The organism is Mariniflexile sp. AS56, from assembly GCF_030552475.1.
Classification (GTDB): domain Bacteria; phylum Bacteroidota; class Bacteroidia; order Flavobacteriales; family Flavobacteriaceae; genus Mariniflexile.
On sequence record NZ_JAUPED010000002.1, the window covers coordinates 327160 to 347059 of the forward strand.

20 protein-coding genes are annotated in these 19900 nt (G+C 30.9%); all 20 read right to left on the reverse strand.

Annotation, left to right across the window (positions count from 1 at the left end; genetic code table 11):
* Positions 1 to 13: 13 nt before the first annotated feature.
* The 20 genes from Q5N74_RS04105 to Q5N74_RS04200 are packed head-to-tail and all read right to left on the reverse strand — an operon-like array spanning position 14 to position 19882.
* Positions 14 to 1111 (reverse strand): EpsG family protein, encoded by a 1098-nt coding sequence (locus tag Q5N74_RS04105; protein ID WP_304387445.1) that lies wholly within the window; start codon positions 1109 to 1111, stop codon positions 14 to 16.
* Between the two features lie 29 nt (positions 1112 to 1140).
* Positions 1141 to 2076 (reverse strand): hypothetical protein, encoded by a 936-nt coding sequence (locus Q5N74_RS04110; RefSeq protein ID WP_304387446.1) that lies wholly within the window; start codon positions 2074 to 2076, stop codon positions 1141 to 1143.
* Between the two features lie 4 nt (positions 2077 to 2080).
* Entirely contained in the window at positions 2081 to 3526 is a 1446-nt protein-coding gene (locus tag Q5N74_RS04115) for an MBOAT family protein (RefSeq protein WP_304387447.1), read from the reverse strand.
* 15 nt (positions 3527 to 3541) lie between these two features.
* Positions 3542 to 3781, reverse strand: coding sequence for an acyl carrier protein (locus Q5N74_RS04120; RefSeq protein ID WP_304387448.1), 240 nt, complete (start codon positions 3779 to 3781; stop codon positions 3542 to 3544).
* 12 nt (positions 3782 to 3793) lie between these two features.
* Positions 3794 to 5275, reverse strand: coding sequence for an amino acid adenylation domain-containing protein (locus Q5N74_RS04125; protein WP_304387449.1), 1482 nt, complete (start codon positions 5273 to 5275; stop codon positions 3794 to 3796).
* 47 nt (positions 5276 to 5322) lie between these two features.
* Positions 5323 to 6528, reverse strand: a complete 1206-nt coding sequence (locus Q5N74_RS04130; RefSeq protein WP_304387450.1) for a glycosyltransferase — start codon at positions 6526 to 6528, stop codon at positions 5323 to 5325.
* A complete protein-coding gene (locus Q5N74_RS04135) occupies positions 6525 to 7628 on the reverse strand; it encodes a glycosyltransferase family 4 protein (RefSeq protein ID WP_304387451.1) in 1104 nt (367 codons plus the stop codon). Before Q5N74_RS04135 ends, Q5N74_RS04130 begins: the two co-directional genes overlap by 4 nt.
* Positions 7625 to 8626, reverse strand: a complete 1002-nt coding sequence (locus tag Q5N74_RS04140; protein WP_304387452.1) for a glycosyltransferase — start codon at positions 8624 to 8626, stop codon at positions 7625 to 7627. Before Q5N74_RS04140 ends, Q5N74_RS04135 begins: the two co-directional genes overlap by 4 nt.
* The gene (locus Q5N74_RS04145) at positions 8623 to 9543 is read right to left on the reverse strand and encodes a glycosyltransferase (protein ID WP_304387453.1); all 921 of its coding nucleotides are present in this window, start codon (positions 9541 to 9543) and stop codon (positions 8623 to 8625) included. Before Q5N74_RS04145 ends, Q5N74_RS04140 begins: the two co-directional genes overlap by 4 nt.
* Positions 9544 to 9551: 8 nt before the next feature.
* Entirely contained in the window at positions 9552 to 11036 is a 1485-nt protein-coding gene (locus tag Q5N74_RS04150; RefSeq protein ID WP_304387454.1) for an O-antigen translocase, read from the reverse strand.
* Positions 11036 to 11758, reverse strand: coding sequence for a hypothetical protein (locus tag Q5N74_RS04155; RefSeq protein ID WP_304387455.1), 723 nt, complete (start codon positions 11756 to 11758; stop codon positions 11036 to 11038). Before Q5N74_RS04155 ends, Q5N74_RS04150 begins: the two co-directional genes overlap by 1 nt.
* A 1-nt stretch (position 11759) precedes the next feature.
* Entirely contained in the window at positions 11760 to 12737 is a 978-nt protein-coding gene (locus Q5N74_RS04160) for a hypothetical protein (RefSeq protein WP_304387456.1), read from the reverse strand.
* 14 nt (positions 12738 to 12751) lie between these two features.
* A complete protein-coding gene (locus Q5N74_RS04165) occupies positions 12752 to 14200 on the reverse strand; it encodes an MBOAT family protein (protein ID WP_304387457.1) in 1449 nt (482 codons plus the stop codon).
* 5 nt (positions 14201 to 14205) lie between these two features.
* A complete protein-coding gene (locus Q5N74_RS04170) occupies positions 14206 to 15309 on the reverse strand; it encodes a DegT/DnrJ/EryC1/StrS aminotransferase family protein (protein ID WP_304387458.1) in 1104 nt (367 codons plus the stop codon).
* Positions 15302 to 15856 carry an acyltransferase gene (locus tag Q5N74_RS04175; protein ID WP_304387459.1) on the reverse strand — a complete coding sequence of 185 codons (555 nt, stop codon included), beginning with the start codon at positions 15854 to 15856 and terminating at the stop codon, positions 15302 to 15304. The genes Q5N74_RS04170 and Q5N74_RS04175 overlap by 8 nt, the downstream gene beginning before the upstream one ends.
* Positions 15853 to 16272: an FdtA/QdtA family cupin domain-containing protein gene (locus Q5N74_RS04180; RefSeq protein WP_304387460.1), complete on the reverse strand. Its 420-nt coding sequence runs from the start codon at positions 16270 to 16272 to the stop codon at positions 15853 to 15855. Before Q5N74_RS04180 ends, Q5N74_RS04175 begins: the two co-directional genes overlap by 4 nt.
* Positions 16256 to 16666 carry an FdtA/QdtA family cupin domain-containing protein gene (locus Q5N74_RS04185; protein ID WP_304387461.1) on the reverse strand — a complete coding sequence of 137 codons (411 nt, stop codon included), beginning with the start codon at positions 16664 to 16666 and terminating at the stop codon, positions 16256 to 16258. The genes Q5N74_RS04180 and Q5N74_RS04185 overlap by 17 nt, the downstream gene beginning before the upstream one ends.
* Entirely contained in the window at positions 16666 to 17529 is an 864-nt protein-coding gene (gene rfbA / locus Q5N74_RS04190) for a glucose-1-phosphate thymidylyltransferase RfbA (protein WP_304387462.1), read from the reverse strand. Before rfbA ends, Q5N74_RS04185 begins: the two co-directional genes overlap by 1 nt.
* 3 nt (positions 17530 to 17532) lie before the next feature.
* A complete protein-coding gene (rfbB, locus tag Q5N74_RS04195) occupies positions 17533 to 18582 on the reverse strand; it encodes a dTDP-glucose 4,6-dehydratase (protein ID WP_304387463.1) in 1050 nt (349 codons plus the stop codon).
* 19 nt (positions 18583 to 18601) lie between these two features.
* Entirely contained in the window at positions 18602 to 19882 is a 1281-nt protein-coding gene (locus Q5N74_RS04200; protein ID WP_304387464.1) for a nucleotide sugar dehydrogenase, read from the reverse strand.
* Between the last annotated feature and the right edge of the window lie 18 nt (positions 19883 to 19900).

Here is a 19900-nt window from a genome sequence, read left to right on the forward strand (position 1 = left end):
AGAGGGTAACATGTTATGCATAATATATATAAGACATAAAATAGGTGAAACCAAAATATAGTGTCGTAAATATTCCTATTCTATAAAATTGGTTTTTCCAAAAAATTTCCTTTAAATATGGGTAACAAATAACAATAGCCATAAGAAACCATGATAAATAGGCAAATCTATTAGAATAATTAGCTGTATTAATCATAATCCACATACCATTGCAAATTAGATACGTATGTAAAATGCGTTTGTATAAAACATCCGAAAAATTTCTTTTTATAATAAAGTAATAACCTGCAAATACAGGTACAGCACTATATAATACAAAATCATACCTAAACCCGACACTTTTAAAGTCGTTAGCACTAGGTTTGGTTGACAAATAACCACTAAGCTTTTCTCCTCCTAAGCCTAATTGACTAAATAAGCTGACCAAAGTTGGCCCTATGGCAATGGAAATTGCTATTGAAAATAGCCAAAAAAGAAGATATTTTTTTGTGTCAATTATAAAGTATGACATTATAAATGCCAATATAGGTAATTTCATACTTTGGTGGATGCTAACCGAAAGAAATAGGATAATAATCATTAAAGCTGTTCTTTTATTTAAAGCGATTCCCAAAATAAATAGGGAAGAGGCAATACCATTTCGCATTCCATTAACACCATAGGTATAAAAAGAAAATGAAGCTAGAAGCATGATAAAAGCAAATAAGTAATAATTGGGGAACCAAATTTTACTCGCTATATAAAGGGGAAGTATGTATAAAATAATACTCAAAACAAAAAACAGATGTATTGAGCCCACCTTGGCTAATGCGTAGGTGAACAATTCAAAACCAAGATCCCCGTCCATATATAAAGGATTGCCTGCCTGATATAATTCAAAACTTAGGGCGTAAGTAGACATGTCTGTAAAAAACCGACCGCTTATAGGTCTAAATCCCAGGTAAATAACGAGAAAAACTAACAGAAATAAGGATAGAAATTTATTTAAATTATGAATTCTATTTTCATAGCCAGTTAGAGTAAAGGTATGTACTAAAATACATAAAACTAGAAATAAAATAAAATTTATATATACATCGTAATAATATTCTAATGGAATGAAATCTATCATAGAATTAATTATAATCTAATAGTAGCTATTTAGTTGTTTTTATTTATAATGCTAGAAATAGAATCACTTAGAGCATTGGTGAATTGTATACCTCCTTCTTTGTTTAAATGGTGACCATCATAAGTTGTAAAATTCATTTTTATAGCATCACTTTTAGTAAAGTTATAATATTTTATATTATTAGTATGAGCAGTTTCAGAAATAAAATCATCAAATTCTGGGTAGAAGATGTTTTCTAAATCTAAGATTTCCTTTTCAATAGGCATTCTAATTAAAACTACTTTTCCGTTTTTTTTCAAATCTTTTATTAAGCTATCCAATGATTTTTTGCGATACTCTGAAATTTCATAATCTCTTTCGAAGCCTTCCATCATCTCCAGTTGCAAATTCTTCCATTCTTTGAGGGTATTCGTATTTGTAGGTAAATTATGAGCTTCTAACCACCCGTTTTTGTGCATTGTAGAACTTTTTCTAAATAATGCTTTAAAGTGAAAGTAGTTAATGTTTCTTAACAAATATTCATAATTAGGATTCATTGTGACATTCAGCATATTATGTGGAGGAGTATTAGCCTCAATGAATTCACCTTTTTCGTTGTTTTTTGAATGATGAGAAGCAATCATCATAGGGGTTAGTGATACTATAAATAGGCCGTTTTTCGATTTTCCTTCAATCTTTTTCAAAATACTTTTTCGATATAATGGACCTATATGTGCTTGAGCAATAGTAAAGCTATAATTCAAGATTGGTAAATCAATATCCAAAGATTTGAGTCTTTTATTTAGGACATTGGGTTGAATACCTTGCAAGGCTCTTGAATCTCCAATAATCATAGAGTTTGTTTTGGGAGTTGTAAATTTTTCATAAAAATAATCGATATTTCCTCCAAAAATAATTAATACCAATGTGATTATTATGAAACAAATAGTACCGTATATCGAGAGTTTTTTTAAGAATTTAACCATAATATTAAAATTGAAAATAAATAAACGTATCAGATGATTTACCAAATAGAATTAAAAAAACAAACAAACCAATGTATAAAGTCCATCGTACATAAACAGGTTTGTTGCTTATCTCAAAATCATGGCTCTTAGTTCTGTGAAACCATTCTATTGTGAAATAAATAAATATTAAAAAAATGACAGAGAACACGTTGGCATTTATAAACGCAACAGGATAGCTAAATAGAGATTTTGAAAAAATGATTTGAATATATTCAATGGCGTCTGATACCTGTTTAGATCTAAAAAAGATAGACGTTAAGGTGATTAAATAAAATAAAGAAGCCATTTTTATTATTTCTACTAGTGAAGGTAAAAAACGGTCTTTAGCAACAATAGATGATTTATTCATGCTTCCAGTAAGTACCAAAGGGATGAAATAAATACCGTGTAATGCACCAAAAACAACAAAGGTCCAATTGGCACCATGCCATAACCCCACGATTAAGAAAGTTAAAATTATGGAGAATATGAGTCCTAATTTTTTAAAGCGTCTTAATGTAAACGACAAGGGAGTGAAAATGTAATCCATCATCCAAGTTGTTAATGACATGTGCCATTTACGCCAAAAATCAGATATATTCGTAGAGAAAAAAGGAGTTGCAAAGTTCCTCATTAAATCAATACCAAATAATTTAGATACTCCGATGGCCATATTAGAGTACCCTGAAAAATCTGCATATAATTGGATAGCATAGAAGGACGCTCCTATTAATAAAGTATTGCCACTTTCGTTTTGATAATTATTGAAAATGGGGTTCACTATTTCAGCACAATTCTCAGCTATAACCATTTTAGCAAAAACACCCCATAGAATTTGGCGAAGGCCATCCACGGCCATATTGTAATTAAACGTTCGCTTATTCACAATTTGAGGAATGAACTTTTGTGCTCTTTCAATAGGACCAGACAGGATTTTTGGAAAAAAAGTGACGTAAGTAGAAAAAAGTAATATATCGCTATATGGTTCTACTTCTTCATAAAACACATCTAAAATATAACCTAGAGTTTGAAATGTAAAAAAACTAATTCCTAATGGGATGATTATTTGAAGTGGACTAAACGTTAAATCTGAACCAAAAACATGAAATACATCTACAAAGTTCTCGTAAAAAAAGTTGAAATATTTATAGTAACCTAAAACACCAACATTTATAATAATTCCAATCCAAAGAATTCTAATTTTTATCTTTTCTTTATTTTCTTTATATATTTTTTTCGCTAAAAAATAATTGAACAAAATATTGAATATCAATACAATTAAAAACCTCCAATCGGTCCAGCCAAAAAAAACAAGACTAGCAATTAGAAGCAAACTGTTTTGTGTTTTACTAGTTTTGTCGAGTACAAACCAATAAAGAATAAATACGAGAGTGAAAAAAACAATAAATTCGTAGGAATTGAAAATCATAAACCAAGTTTTATTTTATAATTTTGACTGAACTAAACTAATTAATGACCCCATATTATTTAACTTGTTCAAGTCACGTAATTTAAATGTTATTTTAAATTCTTCTTCAATTTTTGTAATAATCATCATATGTGATAATGAATCCCAGCCATCCACATCTTTAGCTGTTAAATCGTCCGTAAGTTCAAAGTTTTCATGTCCTAAAACATGGGTTAACGTAATTTTTATTTTTTCAATAATTGTAGTTCTTTCCATAATATTTATAATTTAAAATAATTCTAATAATTTTTTTCTATCTGTTTTCCCATTAATATTCATAGGGAAAATTTCGGTAAATTCAATTTTAGTGGGTATCATATAACTAGGTAGCATCGTTTTTAAATATGCTAGCAAAGGGTTGGTGTCAAATTTATTTGATTCGAGAACTAGACCTATTTCAGTATTATTAATACTATTAGTAAAAGCCAAAGCTACGGTATTTGTTTTTTTTAAATAAACACGAACATGATGTTCTATTTCAGCTAATTCTACTCTAAAGCCTTGTATTTTCGCTTGAAAATCAATTCTTCCTAAGTAAAAAATATTGCCTTCTGAATCCTTTCTACATAAATCCCCTGTTTTATAAAAGCGGGTTTTTTTATCGTTCATGTTTTTAAAAAAGAAAACTTCTTTATCTTTTTCTTCATTTTTCCAGTAACCAAGTGACAGTTGGGTACTGCTTAAACACAACTCACCACTTTCACCGGTACTCACTTCTTCCATGGTTTCGTCTATAATTATGGTTTTTGTATTTAACATGTCTTTACCAATAGATAATATACCTTTGTAAGACTTTAAATCGCCAAGAGACGTGTAAGTGTAATTCGTACAAACGATGGTACATTCGGTGGGGCCATAGGCATTGGCAATGGCTGCATTTGGAACACATTTGCTCCATTCTTCAACAATATCTAACGGTAATGCTTCTCCTGCAAATACACTTACCCTTAAATTTGGGCAGTTAATTTCACTAAAATAGGGTCGTAAATAATGGAGTATGGATGGAACCATCGAAACAAATGTTAATTCATAATCATCCATAAGTTCAAAAATATAACTATATTTAATTTTGTCTTTTGGAATTGTATAAACGCAAGCGCCTTTTAATAAAGGAGGTAAAAACGAAAAAACAGACATGTCAAATGTAAGTTCAAACATTTGGAGGCATCTGTCTTCATCATTTAAATTAAAATTTAAATCCCAAAAAGCTTGAATAAATTCAGAAAGGTTGAAGAAAGAAATGGGAACGCCTTTTGGTATTCCAGTGGTCCCCGATGTAAATAAAATATAAGCTAAATTCTCCTTAGGAAATGTTTTAGCTGATAAATTTATATTTTCATTTTTTAAACCCGAAGTTCTTAAGGTTAAATGATCGAAAGCCCCTGTGGTTTTTGAAGAATCTAAAATGGTTGAAATACCAGCTTGCTCTATAATAGAATTATTTCTGCTAATAGGGGTTTCTGGATTAATGGGAACATATGCTTTACCTTCGAGCCATAATGCCATAATCGAGGCATAAGTTTCAATATCGTCATTTGTTATTAAACCAATATGTAAATTAGTTTCTTTAGTCGATTCTTGTAAACTATAGCGGACGTTTGATATAATTTGAGCAAAATTTTTATATGTATAATACGTATTATTAATACAAAAAGCATTGCTTAATTGATTTTTCTCAATTGATTTTTGTAAAATTTCTATTAATTTCATTTCAGTAATGGTGTTAATTTCTTTATTATAGCAATTGTAATTTGTTGTTATTTTAAATAATCGTTGGTTACTCTATTAATATTAAATTTGTCAGTGAGCAGAGTTGAGTTTTTTGCCAATTTGCTTTCCCAGTTTTTATTTTGCAATACCTCCATTAAAGCTTCGGAAAACTGTATTTCTTTAGCCGTAATATCTAATATTGAACTTGGTACAGTCATTTCTCCTTCATAAAGATTAGGGGTAATAATACCTCCTTCTACTATTATGTTTTCGTTTGATTTTTTGATATTAGGGTTCATACTCATCAATTCAGCAATGCCATCAGTGCAATTTGAACATACAACGGGAATATTTAAAGTGATGGCCTCTATAATAACATTTGGAGTTCCTTCATAATGAGATGATAATGCTAACACTTTTGATTTTGCTAAATATTTGTACGGATTAGATTTCCTGCCTAACAAAAAAACATTGTTTTCTATTTTAAAATAAGCTATTAATTTCACTATATAATTATAGACCTGGTTGTCACCATCACCAATAAAAACTAGGTTAACATCCTTCTTGTTTTTCAACATATTAAAGGCTTTTATTAAATGCCAAGGGGATTTCTGAATGGACATTCTTCCTAAAAACAGTATGGTATCTTTTTCAAAAAGATTTTTTTCATTTATTTCTGTTATTGGCTCTTTACTCAATTTAATAATCGTTTCTAAATCATGGGGATTGTAAATAACTTCTAAATTTGATTTATATTTATAGCCACAGTTTTCAATTAAGTCCTTTTTTATCGCATAGCTAATGCTAACTAATTTATCGAAATTTTTATAGGTGCTTTTGTACCCGATTTTTGTTAATTTACTAAATAGAGTATTGGTACTTAGTTCTATACTTTTAAGAGCATGTACACTTCCAATTTTGTATTCTTTTGTATATGTAAGCGCACTAAAAATGTTTGTTAAATCTCCAAAAGATATACTGTGGGTTATATTATATTGTTTAATAATTTGTCTGATTTTTAAAGGTGTACTTAAGTAAAATTTAAAGCGTTCTATTTTATTAAAACTTGATAAGTCTTTATTCGAAAAATAGATTTCATCCTCATTAAAATTGATTATATCAGATTCTAATTTAAAAAATTTTAAAGCTTTCACAGTGTAACCTTGTGCTTTATACGTTTTATAAAAATTCAAAGCTAATCGTTCCATACCACCAACGCCTCCATAAGGTAATATTAAGAGAATATTTTTCATTTAATAGATTTAAGTCTTAAATTAGTAAATAGGGTATGCCATTGTAGTATGATGGATTCAGGCAAATAGGTTTTAGATTTTAAGCGTGCTGCTTGTCCCATTTTGGACCTCTCTTCTTTATTCTGCATTAAATATTTTAACTTTTCAGTATAGTCACTTAAATCTCCATTTGAAATTAAAAAGCCATCTTCATTATTAGTTATAATATCTTTAGGACCACTAGGGCAATCAAAAGCGATACAGGGCACGCCGTATGCCATTGCTTCTATAAGAACCATACCAAAACCTTCTGACCTTGATGTCATGGCGTAAATAGAAGATTCTTTGTACTTATCGCCAATGTTTTTAACGGGCTTGAAAAAATTTACCTGATGGTCTATTTTTAATTTTTTGGCAAGCTTGCTATACGTGTTTTTATCATCAGCCTTCCCGTAAATGTTAAGTTCCCAATTTGGAAACTGAGCACTTAACGTTGCCCAAATTTGCAGTAAAACATCAAAGCCTTTTTGATAGTAATGGGAGCCTACCGATATAACCTTATTTTCACTTACAGTTGAAAAATCGTGTGGATAAAAAGATAAAGGGTTAGGTATGACCCGTATGTTACGTAATTCCCATTCCTTGACATTATTATCTGTTAATACAACAAAGGCATCAAATTTTTTAGCTCCTATATGCATCAATTTGTTTTGTAAATAATGCTTTATTTTATCCCTTAAACTATTGGAATTTAAAGAAATATATTTAGAGGCATGTCGTTCGTAAATAATAGGACAATTTTTGCTTATTAAAAATGGCAGATAAAAACCTTTTAAACCATCATCGCAAACTGAAATACAATCGGGGTTTATTTTATTAATTGTGTCCCGGATTTTAGAAATATAATTAAATATATAATTTAATGTATTTCCTTTTATACTCAGATCGTGATAGGTTATTTTATTGCTAAACGAATAAAATAATGGTTCATTACCTTGGTTTAGTGTTATAATATGAACATCATAATCAAAGTCATCAGCAAGTGCGCTGGCCTTGATTGATAAAACTCTTTCAAGGCCAGCAGCAGCAAAAATTTGATTTGTAATGTATAAAAGTCTCATTTTCTTAACTTCAAATAGATATTTCTACTTGTTATTGGGTATTTGTTTATGAATGGTCTTAATGTGTTGTAAATAATTTTTTTAGACTTACTTTGCTCTGCGATTGATTTAAATGGATATAGTTTACTTTGTTTGAGTTTTTTTATAATTTGATTTAATGTATCTGTATCAAAATCATTATATAAAAATTGTAAAAATAATATTTTATTAATTGATACTAATTTTTTTTCTAATCCTAGCTTTAAGGCATCGTTATTTTGTAAGCTAGATTTAAAATTGGTTAATAAATCATTAACAGCTATTATAGAATAATAATACTTTTCTCTAACAGTACTATTATTATTATTAATGAAAGATGTTTCTCTTTTTACATAGGAGTATATAATTTTATCCAAGTGCATGATTCTGTTAACATGGTTCATTATCCTCGGCATGATTTCAGAATCTTGCATGTTTATTTTTTGTTCAAAATAAATTTTGTGGTCTAAAAAAATAGAACGTTTAAAAAAATAGAAACATAAATAGCTATCATGGTAGTTATTAGAATAAAATTCAGATCCTGTTATTACAGACTTACCATTAAAATCGGGTTTAAAATGAATCCAATCTATAACCTGTCCAGCCTCATCTGTACAATTAAAACTAAAACTTAAACAATCTAAGTTATTATCAAAAGTAGAGGATAACAATTCTTTAAGAGAATTTGGTGTAATAAAATCATCTGAATCTATAAACCAAACATAAGTGCCTTTGGCCAATTCTAGACCCTTATTTCTGGCACCACCCAATCCGGTATTTTTTTGGTCGTGAATAATAATATTTGAATAATTTTTAGAGAGTCTGGTGATTACTTCTAGCGAATTATCTGTGGATCCATCATTTATAAGAATAATTTCATATTCATTTTCTGGAATGTCTTGATTGGTAATAGAAAGTACGCAACGCTCTACAAATTGATCAACATTATAAACAGGTACTATGATACTAAGTTTAATCATTTTAATTTAATTTTTAACCATGAAATATAGGTAGATGGAAGTAATAGGTTTGTTGTTCTACTCCAAAACAGGCTGGTTCTTGAAATGTTTCTAAAAAATAAATCTATGGCAAAAAATGGTCGCTTACGTAATAAAAACTTAAAGCGATATTTAAAAAAAACTTTTTTCATAGACTGTTCATAGCGAAGGCTTCTGGAGCCCATGATGCTTTCTTCGTGCACACGATACCAAACCGTTTTTTTATCCATAAAATACAGCTTAATATTGTTTTTTGTTGCTTTCATCCACATGGGGTAGTCTTCACATAATTGTATCTCTTCATCAAAGCCACTTAAATCTATTAATGTTTGTTTGTTTAGAAAACCTGTAGCAGCTGGTACATAGGCTTTTTTACTGCCCTCTACTAATAATTCATGTTGATATTTAGGTGTCGCATTATAAAACTCCAGATCTATTAACGGAATGTCTTGGCCATATTTGATGGCTGGTTCATTTATTAAAAAATCAACTTTTGAAAATAAAAATTTAATATTGTTGTTTTGGGATGTATAATCTATATTGGATTGAATACAATCTTGATAAAACATATCATCTCCAGCTAATATTTTTATCCATACGCCTTGCGCTGCATTAAGACCTCTATTACAGTTGGCTGGTATTCCAGTATTAACGGGAGTTGTTACTATAATACAGTTAATAAAATAGGCTCTATTAGCCTTTATCCATTCTTCACAAATTTTTATGGTATTGTCAGAAGAACAATCATCACTAATAATAAGTTCCACATTCTTATAAGATTGCGTTTTAGCACTTTCTAAGGTTTCTAGTATAAACTTACCAGAATTATAGGTAACTATAATTATAGAAACTAAAGGATTGTTGCTATTATGAATGTCATTTGGGGGTTTCTGAATCATAAATGTCTTTATTTGTTTTTGTTTTTTAAATTCCTAATTACGCTCTTGATATCTAGTCGTTTATCTAATTCTACATAGGAATAGAAGCATGAAATCATAATTAAAAAACTTCCAATTACATACATCCACGGGCTTTCAATAAATCTAGAAACCCAAAAACAAATTAGAGCGAGTACCATTTGAATTCCGAAAATTTTATAGAATTCAACTTCGAAATAGAATTGATATTTATATTTTGCAATAAAATAAACCTGAATTAATACTAGAAAATAGCCAACTAAAAATGATATGCCTAGACCTTCTAGACCAAAAAACTTATAGCCTAATATATTTAATATTAATAAATAACTATTTCCTGCCAATTCACTCCAAAAAAAAGTTTTTGAAGCTCCTTTTGCTAAAAAAATAAACCCCATACACCAACTTACAACCTTAAAGTACATACCGAGTGCTGCCCAATGAATCATTTCATTAACAGCAATAAACTTGGTAGAATATAAAATAATAACCACCCAGTTAATAAAAATTAAAAATACGGTTAAGATAGGTGCCAATATTAATATGCCAATTTCGGATTGTTGATTAACCAATTTTGTCACTTCTTTATTATCCTTCGCAACACCCGAAAGTCTTGGGAAATAATCAGTGCCCATGGCAGCAAATATTAAGCCCACATAGGTTCCTATTATGGCAAAACCGGCACTGTATAAACCAACATCTTCGAGGCTTCCAATATTGCTTATATAACTTCGTACTATAAACGATTCCCCTGCAGTCATTAAGCTGGTCAAGCTTAGCATGAACCCTAATTGAAGCATTCCTTTTCCTTCTAAAACAATATCTTTTTTAGTAATAAAAATTTTAGACAATACGATTTTACTACTGTAGTACCATGAGATAACCATAGAAAAAACAGAGGATAAAATCATGGTAGGGACAATACCATCAACACCATAGAAATAATAAATTGGTACTGATACAATAAGCCCCATGACTGAACCAGCTATATTCGCTTTCGCCAAATAATTAAGTTGCCTCATACCTTGTAACAACACCATTTGACCACTCGATAATTGGTTTAATAGCAAAGTAACAGAAAGCCATATAAAGGCTGTTGTGTACTCCTTATTACCAAAAGTAAGTTCACTAAGCCAAGGAGATAAGACTACCGTGACTAAGGCACCTAATAATCCTGTCACCCAAACGAGTCGCCTTAGTACGCCAATTACTTTAGCTATTCGGTCTTGATTTCCTGTAGATTGGGCAGCCGCAATATCTTTCACAGCACTGTTACCAAGTCTGAAGTTCGTGGTAGTCGTTATTAACCCAATAGCTGATTGAAGTAAGCCACTAATACCCATACCCGCAGGCCCTAATAACACAGCAATGGCTTTAGATTTAATAATAGTTATAATAATATTGAAAACTTGAACCCCTCCAAAGATGGAGGTTGCTTTCATTATTTGTCTGTATGATGACTGATTTAACTTCATTAATTGTCTAAAAAAATGTGTGATGTGTCTCTATTCCAATCAACCCCTGTCTTTACCACTTTTGCAGGAGTACCTGCAATCATAGAATTACCAGGATATTGTTTATTAATTACTTTGGTAAAGCTTGCTACGATAGAGTTATCTCCTAAAATGGTCCCTTTCAATATACTTGAATTATTTGCTACCCAGGTATGATCTCCAATGATTACATTTGCTTGATGGTCTTGACCTTTAATGGAATGCCAATCTGAATCACTTATAAAGACATTCCATGCACATAAAAAGTCTTTACCTATTTTTATATGTTTGTTTACCATGATTAGAGTGTCTGACGTAATACCTGAATCAGATTCCTTATCTTTTCCTCCAATATCCAAAGTTGAGTTAGAAGCTAACATAAACCGCACTCCGTGTCCAATTGTAAAGGAACCTTTAATTAGTAATTTAGAGTTTGCTCCCATTGAAATGACAGAGTTAGAATTACCTCCAATGTGTGGAATGATTCTTAAATTCTCTTTAATATATAAATAAGCCGTTTTATCCTTTTTGATTTTAAAGTTAATAAATGGTTCTGTAATAATTATTTTACCTCCACCTTCATCTATGTTGCGGGAATAGTACCAAGATCTAGAGTAGCAAATTAAACTAATTACAAATCTTAAAGGAAAAGTTAACGGGTCTCTTGCTATATGTTTAAATAAACGAATTATTTTTCTTTTCATTTTAGTTTTTTAACAATAATGATAGTTGAAGTGATGCTTTAGAAGCCCCTTTATAATTCATATGGTGGGAATCGGAAAAATCGGTATCTAAATAATTAATATCTTGGTTCTTTATGGTATTGAAATCATAAAACTTCAATTGATTTTGAATACATAAATTATTAAAATAGTTATTTAAATCTTTTAAATCTTTATTTTTTTCATTTTGCAAACGCGTAGGAGGGAATGGCGACCTTACACACACAAGTTCTATATTGTTTTCTTTACACAAGGCCGCTATTTTGTTGAAGTACTCTAATTTTTTATCAGATACATTTGAATTAGATAGGGTTGCCAAATGTTCAAAATTAGATATAGCATTTTTGCTAACCTCTTTTTCTTCATGTAAATAGCCCGAAACCCAGTAACTTGTTTTTTTGTTATTGGAGGTCACATCGTTTCCACCAGTAATTAATCCCATGATCGCTGCTTTAATGTATAGTTTATTACAAAGTATGGGAGAAAGGTAATTAGATATACCAGATAATCCAAACCCATTAATAATCATCTCTTGTTTTAATTGGGTTGATTCGAAAAAAGTGGCATTAGATAGTATTTGGTAATAATCATCGGTGGTATCGAATGATTCTAAAAACATTTCATAAACGATTTTTTTAGGTTTTTGATGTTGTAAGATGTCTTTTAAAACAAAATACGATTCTATAACATTTTGAGAACCCGTACACATGTTAAATGATTTGGTTTGCAAGATACTATCAAAAATCACAGGATTATAAGCAGTATAGCCTCTACTAGAACCTAAAAAAACAATGTCATACTTATTATTTGAGTCATGAATTTTTGAATATTTTAAATAATTTTTATGAGTTTTATTTTTAATAGATTCTTTAACAGGTATATCATATACGTAACCAACAATTAAATTTAAAATTGAAAAAACGACAATAAAACCAAGTGCTTGCAATAAAAACCTTTTCATAATAATCGTGTGTTTTAAAATTGAAAATAAATAAAACCTTGTTGGTCGCCTCCAAAAATGATTATGGATATAATCAACATTAAGTAGAATGCCCAACGCAATAGTCTATATTTCACAACGTAAATTTTTTCAAGTGCAAATAAACCTCTTCTTCCTAACCACTCAATCGATATAAAAAACAGGATCATTAATATAACAACTAGAGATTTTATGAAACCTTCAAAATTTGGAATGGTTAATAGGCTTTTAGAAAAAATTTCAGAAATAATACTTAAGGCATGCCCAACAGTATCTGCTCTAAAAAACACCCAAGCCAATATTGTTAAACTAAGGGTAATAAGCATTTGAAAAACTTCCTTTATACTAGGTAAAAAGGTATTGTTAGCAACCACTTCTATGTTGTTTCTGTTTTTATTAGTGAGTAACAATGGTAGAAAATAGATGGCGTTTAAAGCGCCCCAAACAATAAATGTCCAGTTCGCACCATGCCAAAACCCACTTACTATAAAAATGATAAAAGTATTCCTTATTTTCATGGCCGTACCTCCTTGACTACCTCCAAGTGGTATATATACGTAGTCTTTAAACCAAGAAGATAATGATATGTGCCAACGCCTCCAGAACTCCGCAATATCTCTTGAAAAATAAGGGAATGCAAAGTTTTGTTTTAAATCGAAGCCAAACAGTCTGGATGTTCCTATGGCAATATCAGAATAACCTGAGAAATCGCCATAAATTTGAAAGGTAAAAAATAAAGCGCCTAACACTAAAGTACTTCCCGAATAATCATCAGAATTATTGAAAATTAAATTAGCATAGGTTGCACAATTATCAGCAATAACAATTTTTTTGAAAAGGCCCCATAATATTTGCCTTAAACCATCTACAGCTAAGGTATAATTGAACGTTCTTTTTTTATAAAACTGGGGGAGTAGGTTGGTTGCTCTTTCTATAGGCCCCGCTACTAATTGTGGAAAGAAGGAAACAAAGGCTGTAAAAGCAACAAAATCTTTAGTAGGCTCTAGTTTTTTTCTATACACATCAATGGTATAGCTTAAAGTTTGAAAGGTATAAAAACTAATACCAACAGGTAGTATAATATTTAATGAGTTTGCTTTAATGTCATTTCCAAAAAATGAAAATGCGGTAATGAAATTGTCTAAGAAGAAATTATAATACTTGAAGAACCCTAAAAAGCCAAGATTTACAAAAATACTGCACCATAATAGTATTTTACGTTTTTGCTGGTTCTCTTCTTTAGAAAGTTTCAATCCAATCAAAAAATCTAAAACAGTACTAAATGCGATTAAAGATAAAAATCTCCAATCCCACCATCCATAAAACACATAGCTAGCAATAACTATTAGTATGTTTTGGGACTTTAGGTTGTTTTTTAAAACAAACCAATAGAGCACAAATACTATTGGTAAAAAAACCGCAAAATCTAGAGAGTTAAATAGCATTTATATTATTGTTTATAAGCATTTACAAGTTCTACAATACGCACTAATTCATCTTGAGTCAAGACAGCGCTTATAGGTAAACTTAAAACCTCTTGATGTATTTTTTCTGTTATCGGCAAATTTAAATCACTTAATTCGGTATAAGCCATTTGTTTATGTGGAGGGATGGGGTAGTGTATTAATGTTTGAACGCCATTTTCCAATAAGTAATTTTGCAAAGCTTCACGGTTTTTTAATCTAATAACAAATAAGTGCCACACATGACCATCTTGGATTAATACCGTAGGAAGTGTTATTAGAGGGTTTTTAATGTTATTTAAATAATAATTGGCAACCATTCTACGGTTTTTAATATCCGCATTAATATACTTAAGCTTTACATTTAAAAAGGCCGCTTGAATTTCATCTAATCTAGAATTTAAACCTTTGTACTTGTTTTCATATTTTTTTATTGAACCATAGTTACCCAGAGCTTTAATGACTTGAAATAAAGCTTCATCATTTGTGGTAACTGCACCTGCATCACCCAAAGCGCCTAAATTTTTACCTGGGTAAAAACTATGGCCTGTTGCATCACCAATGCTACCCATCACTTTTCCGTTATAGATGGCACCGTGGGATTGTGCACTATCTTCTATTAATTTTAAATTATATTTTTTACAAATAGCTAACATAACAGCATCCACGGAGTTTTGTCCGTATAAATGCACTGTTAAAATAGCTTTTGTTTTAGATGTGATGGCTCGTTCTAATTTTGATGTATCTAAATTATATGTTGCAATGGTAGGCTCAACTAAAACAGGTACTAAGCCATTGTCGGTAACTGCCAATACCGAAGCAATGTAAGTGTTTGCAGGAATAATAACTTCATCTCCTTTTTGCATGACACCCATCTCTATGTAAGCTTTGAATATAAGGCGTAATGCATCTAAACCATTTGCAACCCCTAGAGCATATTTACTACCACAAAATGTAGCGTAATTAGTTTCAAATAATTCTAATTCGTTACCTTGTAAATACCATCCAGAATCTATAACGCGTGAAGCAGCTTCTTTTAATTCTTCCTGGTATTGTTGGTTTACTTTCTGTAAATCTAAAAACTTAATCATCTGATTTAATTAAATTGGTTTTATTCCATTTATATTGTTCTTTAGATTTTTTATGTACTAAATTTAAATCTAAAATTTCTCCTTCGATTGTGATATACCCGACATGTTTGGCGGGGTTACCTATCCAAAGTTCGTTGTTTTTTATGTTTTTTGTAACCACGGATCCCGCACCAACCATAGCATAATCCCCAATATTATTACCTGCTATAATGGTGGCATTAGCACCAATAGAAGCCCCTTTGTTAATGGTTGTTTCTATAATTTTGAAATCACCTTTTGATCTAGGAGATAAGTCGTTTGTGAACGTGACATTAGGGCCAATAAAAACATGGTCCTTTAATTTAATTCCATCCCAAATTTGAACACCACATTTAATAGTCACACTATCACCTATTTCAACTTTGTTTTCTATAAAAACATGAGAACAAATATTACAATTTTTACCTATTATAGCATTTTTCAAAACAACAACAAACTGCCAAATAGTTGTGTTATCACCTATATTTTTTGATTGAATATCAGATAAATTATGTGTAAAAAAACTCATTTTTTTAGTTTAATAAATTCATTATGATCCCTGATATAATCACTTTCTTCGTACTTATGAGATGCCAAAACCATACAAATAGAGCCAGAAGAAAAATTATCCAGTTCTCTCCATAAGCCAGGTACAATATGTAACGCTAAATTGGGTCTATTTAAAGAAACCCGTTTTTTGTTTACACCATCATCTAAAATAACATCAAAGCTACCACTGGCAGCTATAATAAATTGTTCTAATTCATAATGTGCATGTCCACCTCGTGCTTCACCACTAGGAACATCGTATAAATAATAAATTCTTTTTACTTCAAAAGGAATATTATGACCATTTTCCACTACCGTAATATTTCCAGCATCATTGTTAACTTTAGAAACATCTATTACAGAACAATCATATACTGTACTAGCTTTTAACTTCATTTCTGTTTTTTTTAAATGCATCAAAATCTCTTATATAATCACTTTCATTATAAGCTACATTTGAGACGATGAGTGCTAAGGAGTTTGTGGAAAAATTTTCAATACGTCGCCATAATAAATTAGGGACATAAAGCCCGTAATAAGACCTGTTTAAACTGAATTTCTCTTCATTTTCGCCATCGTTTAAAACGATATCAAAACTTCCTGAAAGTGCTATAATAAATTCGTGTGACGTTTTAAAAGCATGACTTCCACGTATTTCTCCTCCAGGAACATCGTATATCCAATAGCTTCTTTTAATATCAAATGGAATTTGATTACTATTTTCAAAAAAACTAAGATTGCCTCTTGGATCTAATATTTTTGGTAAATTTATAATTTTAACACCTTCCATTATTCGGATATTACTTTTAATATATAATCACCGTAACCACTTTTTCCGTATTTTTTAGCAACTTCTTTAGCTTGCTCTTTATTTATATACCCGTGTAAAAAAGCGATTTCTTCAATACAGGCTATTTTAGTTCCCGTACGTTTTTCCATAACGCGCACAAATTCGGTAGCGTCATCCATAGAATCTACAGTACCCGTGTCTAGCCAAGCCATACCTCTAGTCATGATGCCTACTTCTAGTTCGTTTTCCTCGAGATACATTTGGTTTAGGGTCGTTATTTCTTTTTCACCTCGTGCAGACGGTTTTACTTTTTTAGCAAATGCAACAACCCTATTATCATAGAAATAGAGGCCTGGTACGGCGTATGAAGATTTTGCTACTTTAGGTTTCTCTTCAATACTTATTACTTTTTCATTTTCATCAAACTCTACCACGCCATAACGTTCTGGGTCGTTTACAGGGTACGCAAAGATAGAGGCGCCTGTTATACTGGTTTTACTTCTGAGTAATTTACCAAAACCACTTCCGTAAAAAATATTATCACCTAAAACCAGGGCTACTTTATCTTTTCCAATAAAATCGGCACCAATTATAAAGGCTTCGGCTAATCCATTTGGTTCTGGTTGTACAGCGTATTCAAAATGACACCCTACTTGTGAACCATCGCCTAATAAATTAATAAAAGCGTGTTGATCATGAGGTGTTGTAATGATAAGTATGTCTCTAATTCCTGCCAGCATTAAAACAGATAGCGGGTAATAAATCATGGGTTTATCATAAACGGGTAGTAACTGTTTACTAACAGATATGGTTAGAGGGAAAAGTCTTGTTCCCGAACCTCCAGCAAGTATTATTCCTTTCATATGTTATGAGTTTAAATACATGTTTTTGTAATATTTTAAATATTCACCAGACGTGACATTATTTAACCAAATGGTGTTTTCTAAATACCAATTAATGGTTTTGCTTAATCCTTCTTCAAAAGTTACCGTTGGTTTCCAACCCAATTCTTTATTTATTTTTGAAGCATCAATGGCATAGCGTAAATCATGGCCTGGTCTGTCTTTTATAAATGTTATTAGTTTTTCGGAAGCACCTAAAGGTCTTCCTAATTTGGTATCCATATTTTGACATAGTAATTTAACTAAGTCTAAATTTTTCCATTCATTAAATCCTCCAATATTATAGGTTTCATGGTTCTTTCCTTTATGAAAAACTAAATCGATAGCAATTGCGTGGTCTATAACATATAGCCAATCTCTGGTGTAATTACCATCTCCATAAACAGGCAGAGACTTGTTTTGAATGATATTATTTATGAATAGAGGAATCAGTTTTTCTGGAAACTGATTGGCACCATAATTATTAGAACAATTAGAAATCACATATGGTATTCCATATGTTTCACCATATGCTCTAACAAAGTGGTCTGAACTAGCTTTTGAAGCCGAATAGGGTGAATTGGGATCGTATGATGTTGTTTCTTCAAATAACCCAGTCGTACCTAGACTTCCATATACTTCATCGGTGCTAACATGGTAAAATAATTTATTCTCCCACTGGCCATTCCATATGTTTTTAAAAGCATTTAATAAAATCATGGTACCCAATATATTGGTTTTTGCAAATGCCAATGGGTCTGTAATGGATCGGTCAACATGAGATTCTGCCGCAAGGTGAATTACAGAATCGAATTTATGCTCTAAGAATAGCTTGTTTATAAAAGTTTCATCGGTAATATCTCCCTTAATAAAGCTGTAGTTTTTAAATGACTGTAAATCAGATAAATTTTCTAGATTACCAGCATAAGTTAACTTATCTAAATTATAAATTTGATAGTTTGAATATTTCTTAGCAAACAATCTCACCACATGTGAACCTATAAAGCCAGCACCTCCTGTTATTAAAATCTTCATTTTGAATTCATTTTAAAAATTATAATCTTCCACTAACATGCTCTTTTAAAATGCCTTTAACATCATATAAAATCCCATTTGAATTTAATAATGAACTTAAGTTTGCTGTTAAAAACTCGTTATGAGCAACAGTTAAAACAACGGCATCAAATTTACCCGTGGGTAATTGATTTAGTGTGTCTAAATTATATTCATGAGAAACCTCTTCTGGGTTTGCCCAAGGATCGAAAATAGTTACTTGTGTTCCATAACCTTTTAATTGATTTATAACATCAACCGCTTTTGTATTTCGAACATCAGGGCAATTTTCTTTAAAGGTAATGCCTAATACTAATATGCTTGCTCCCTTGATCCGGATATCATTATGAACCATCAATTTAATAACTTCAGATGCTACGTATTGCCCCATACTGTCATTAACCCGACGTCCAGCTAATATGATTTCAGGATGGTACCCAACTTCTTGTGCTTTTTGTGCTAAATAATAGGGATCGACCCCAATACAATGGCCACCAACTAAACCTGGTTTAAAGGGTAAAAAATTCCACTTGGTACCAGCCGCTTCTAACACGGCGTGCGTATCAATATTCATTAAATTGAAAATTTTGGCTAATTCATTAACAAAAGCAATATTGATATCACGTTGTGAATTTTCAATCACTTTAGCAGCTTCAGCAACTTTGATAGTAGGAGCTAGGTGTGTACCTGCAGTAATAATACTGGCATATAAGTCATTTACCTTTATGCCAATTTCAGGAGTAGAACCTGCTGTAACTTTTAATATTTTATCAACGGTATGTAGTTTGTCCCCTGGGTTAATACGTTCTGGTGAATAACCTGCATAAAAATCTACATTAAACGTTAAGCCGCTTATTTTTTCAAGTACAGGAACACATTCATCTTCCGTCACTCCAGGGTAAACGGTAGACTCATAGATAACAATATCGTTTTTCTTTAAAACTTTAGCAACAGTTTCACTCGATTTATAAAGCGGCGTTAAATCTGGTCTATTATTTTTATCGATAGGGGTAGGAACTGTAATAATATAATAATTACAATCTTTAATATCTTCAATATTTGAAGAGCAGAATAACCCTAAATCATCATTCGAATTCATTTTAAGAACAGACTGTAAAACAGATTCTTCAACCTCTAAAGTGGCATCTTTTCCAGATTGTAATTCGTTTATCCTTTTTTGATTAATGTCAAAACCTACAACAGAATATTTTGTTGCAAAAAGTCTCGCTAACGGTAAGCCAACATAGCCTAAGCCTATAACAGCAATTTTAATATTTTTCATTATAACTTTAATGGTGTT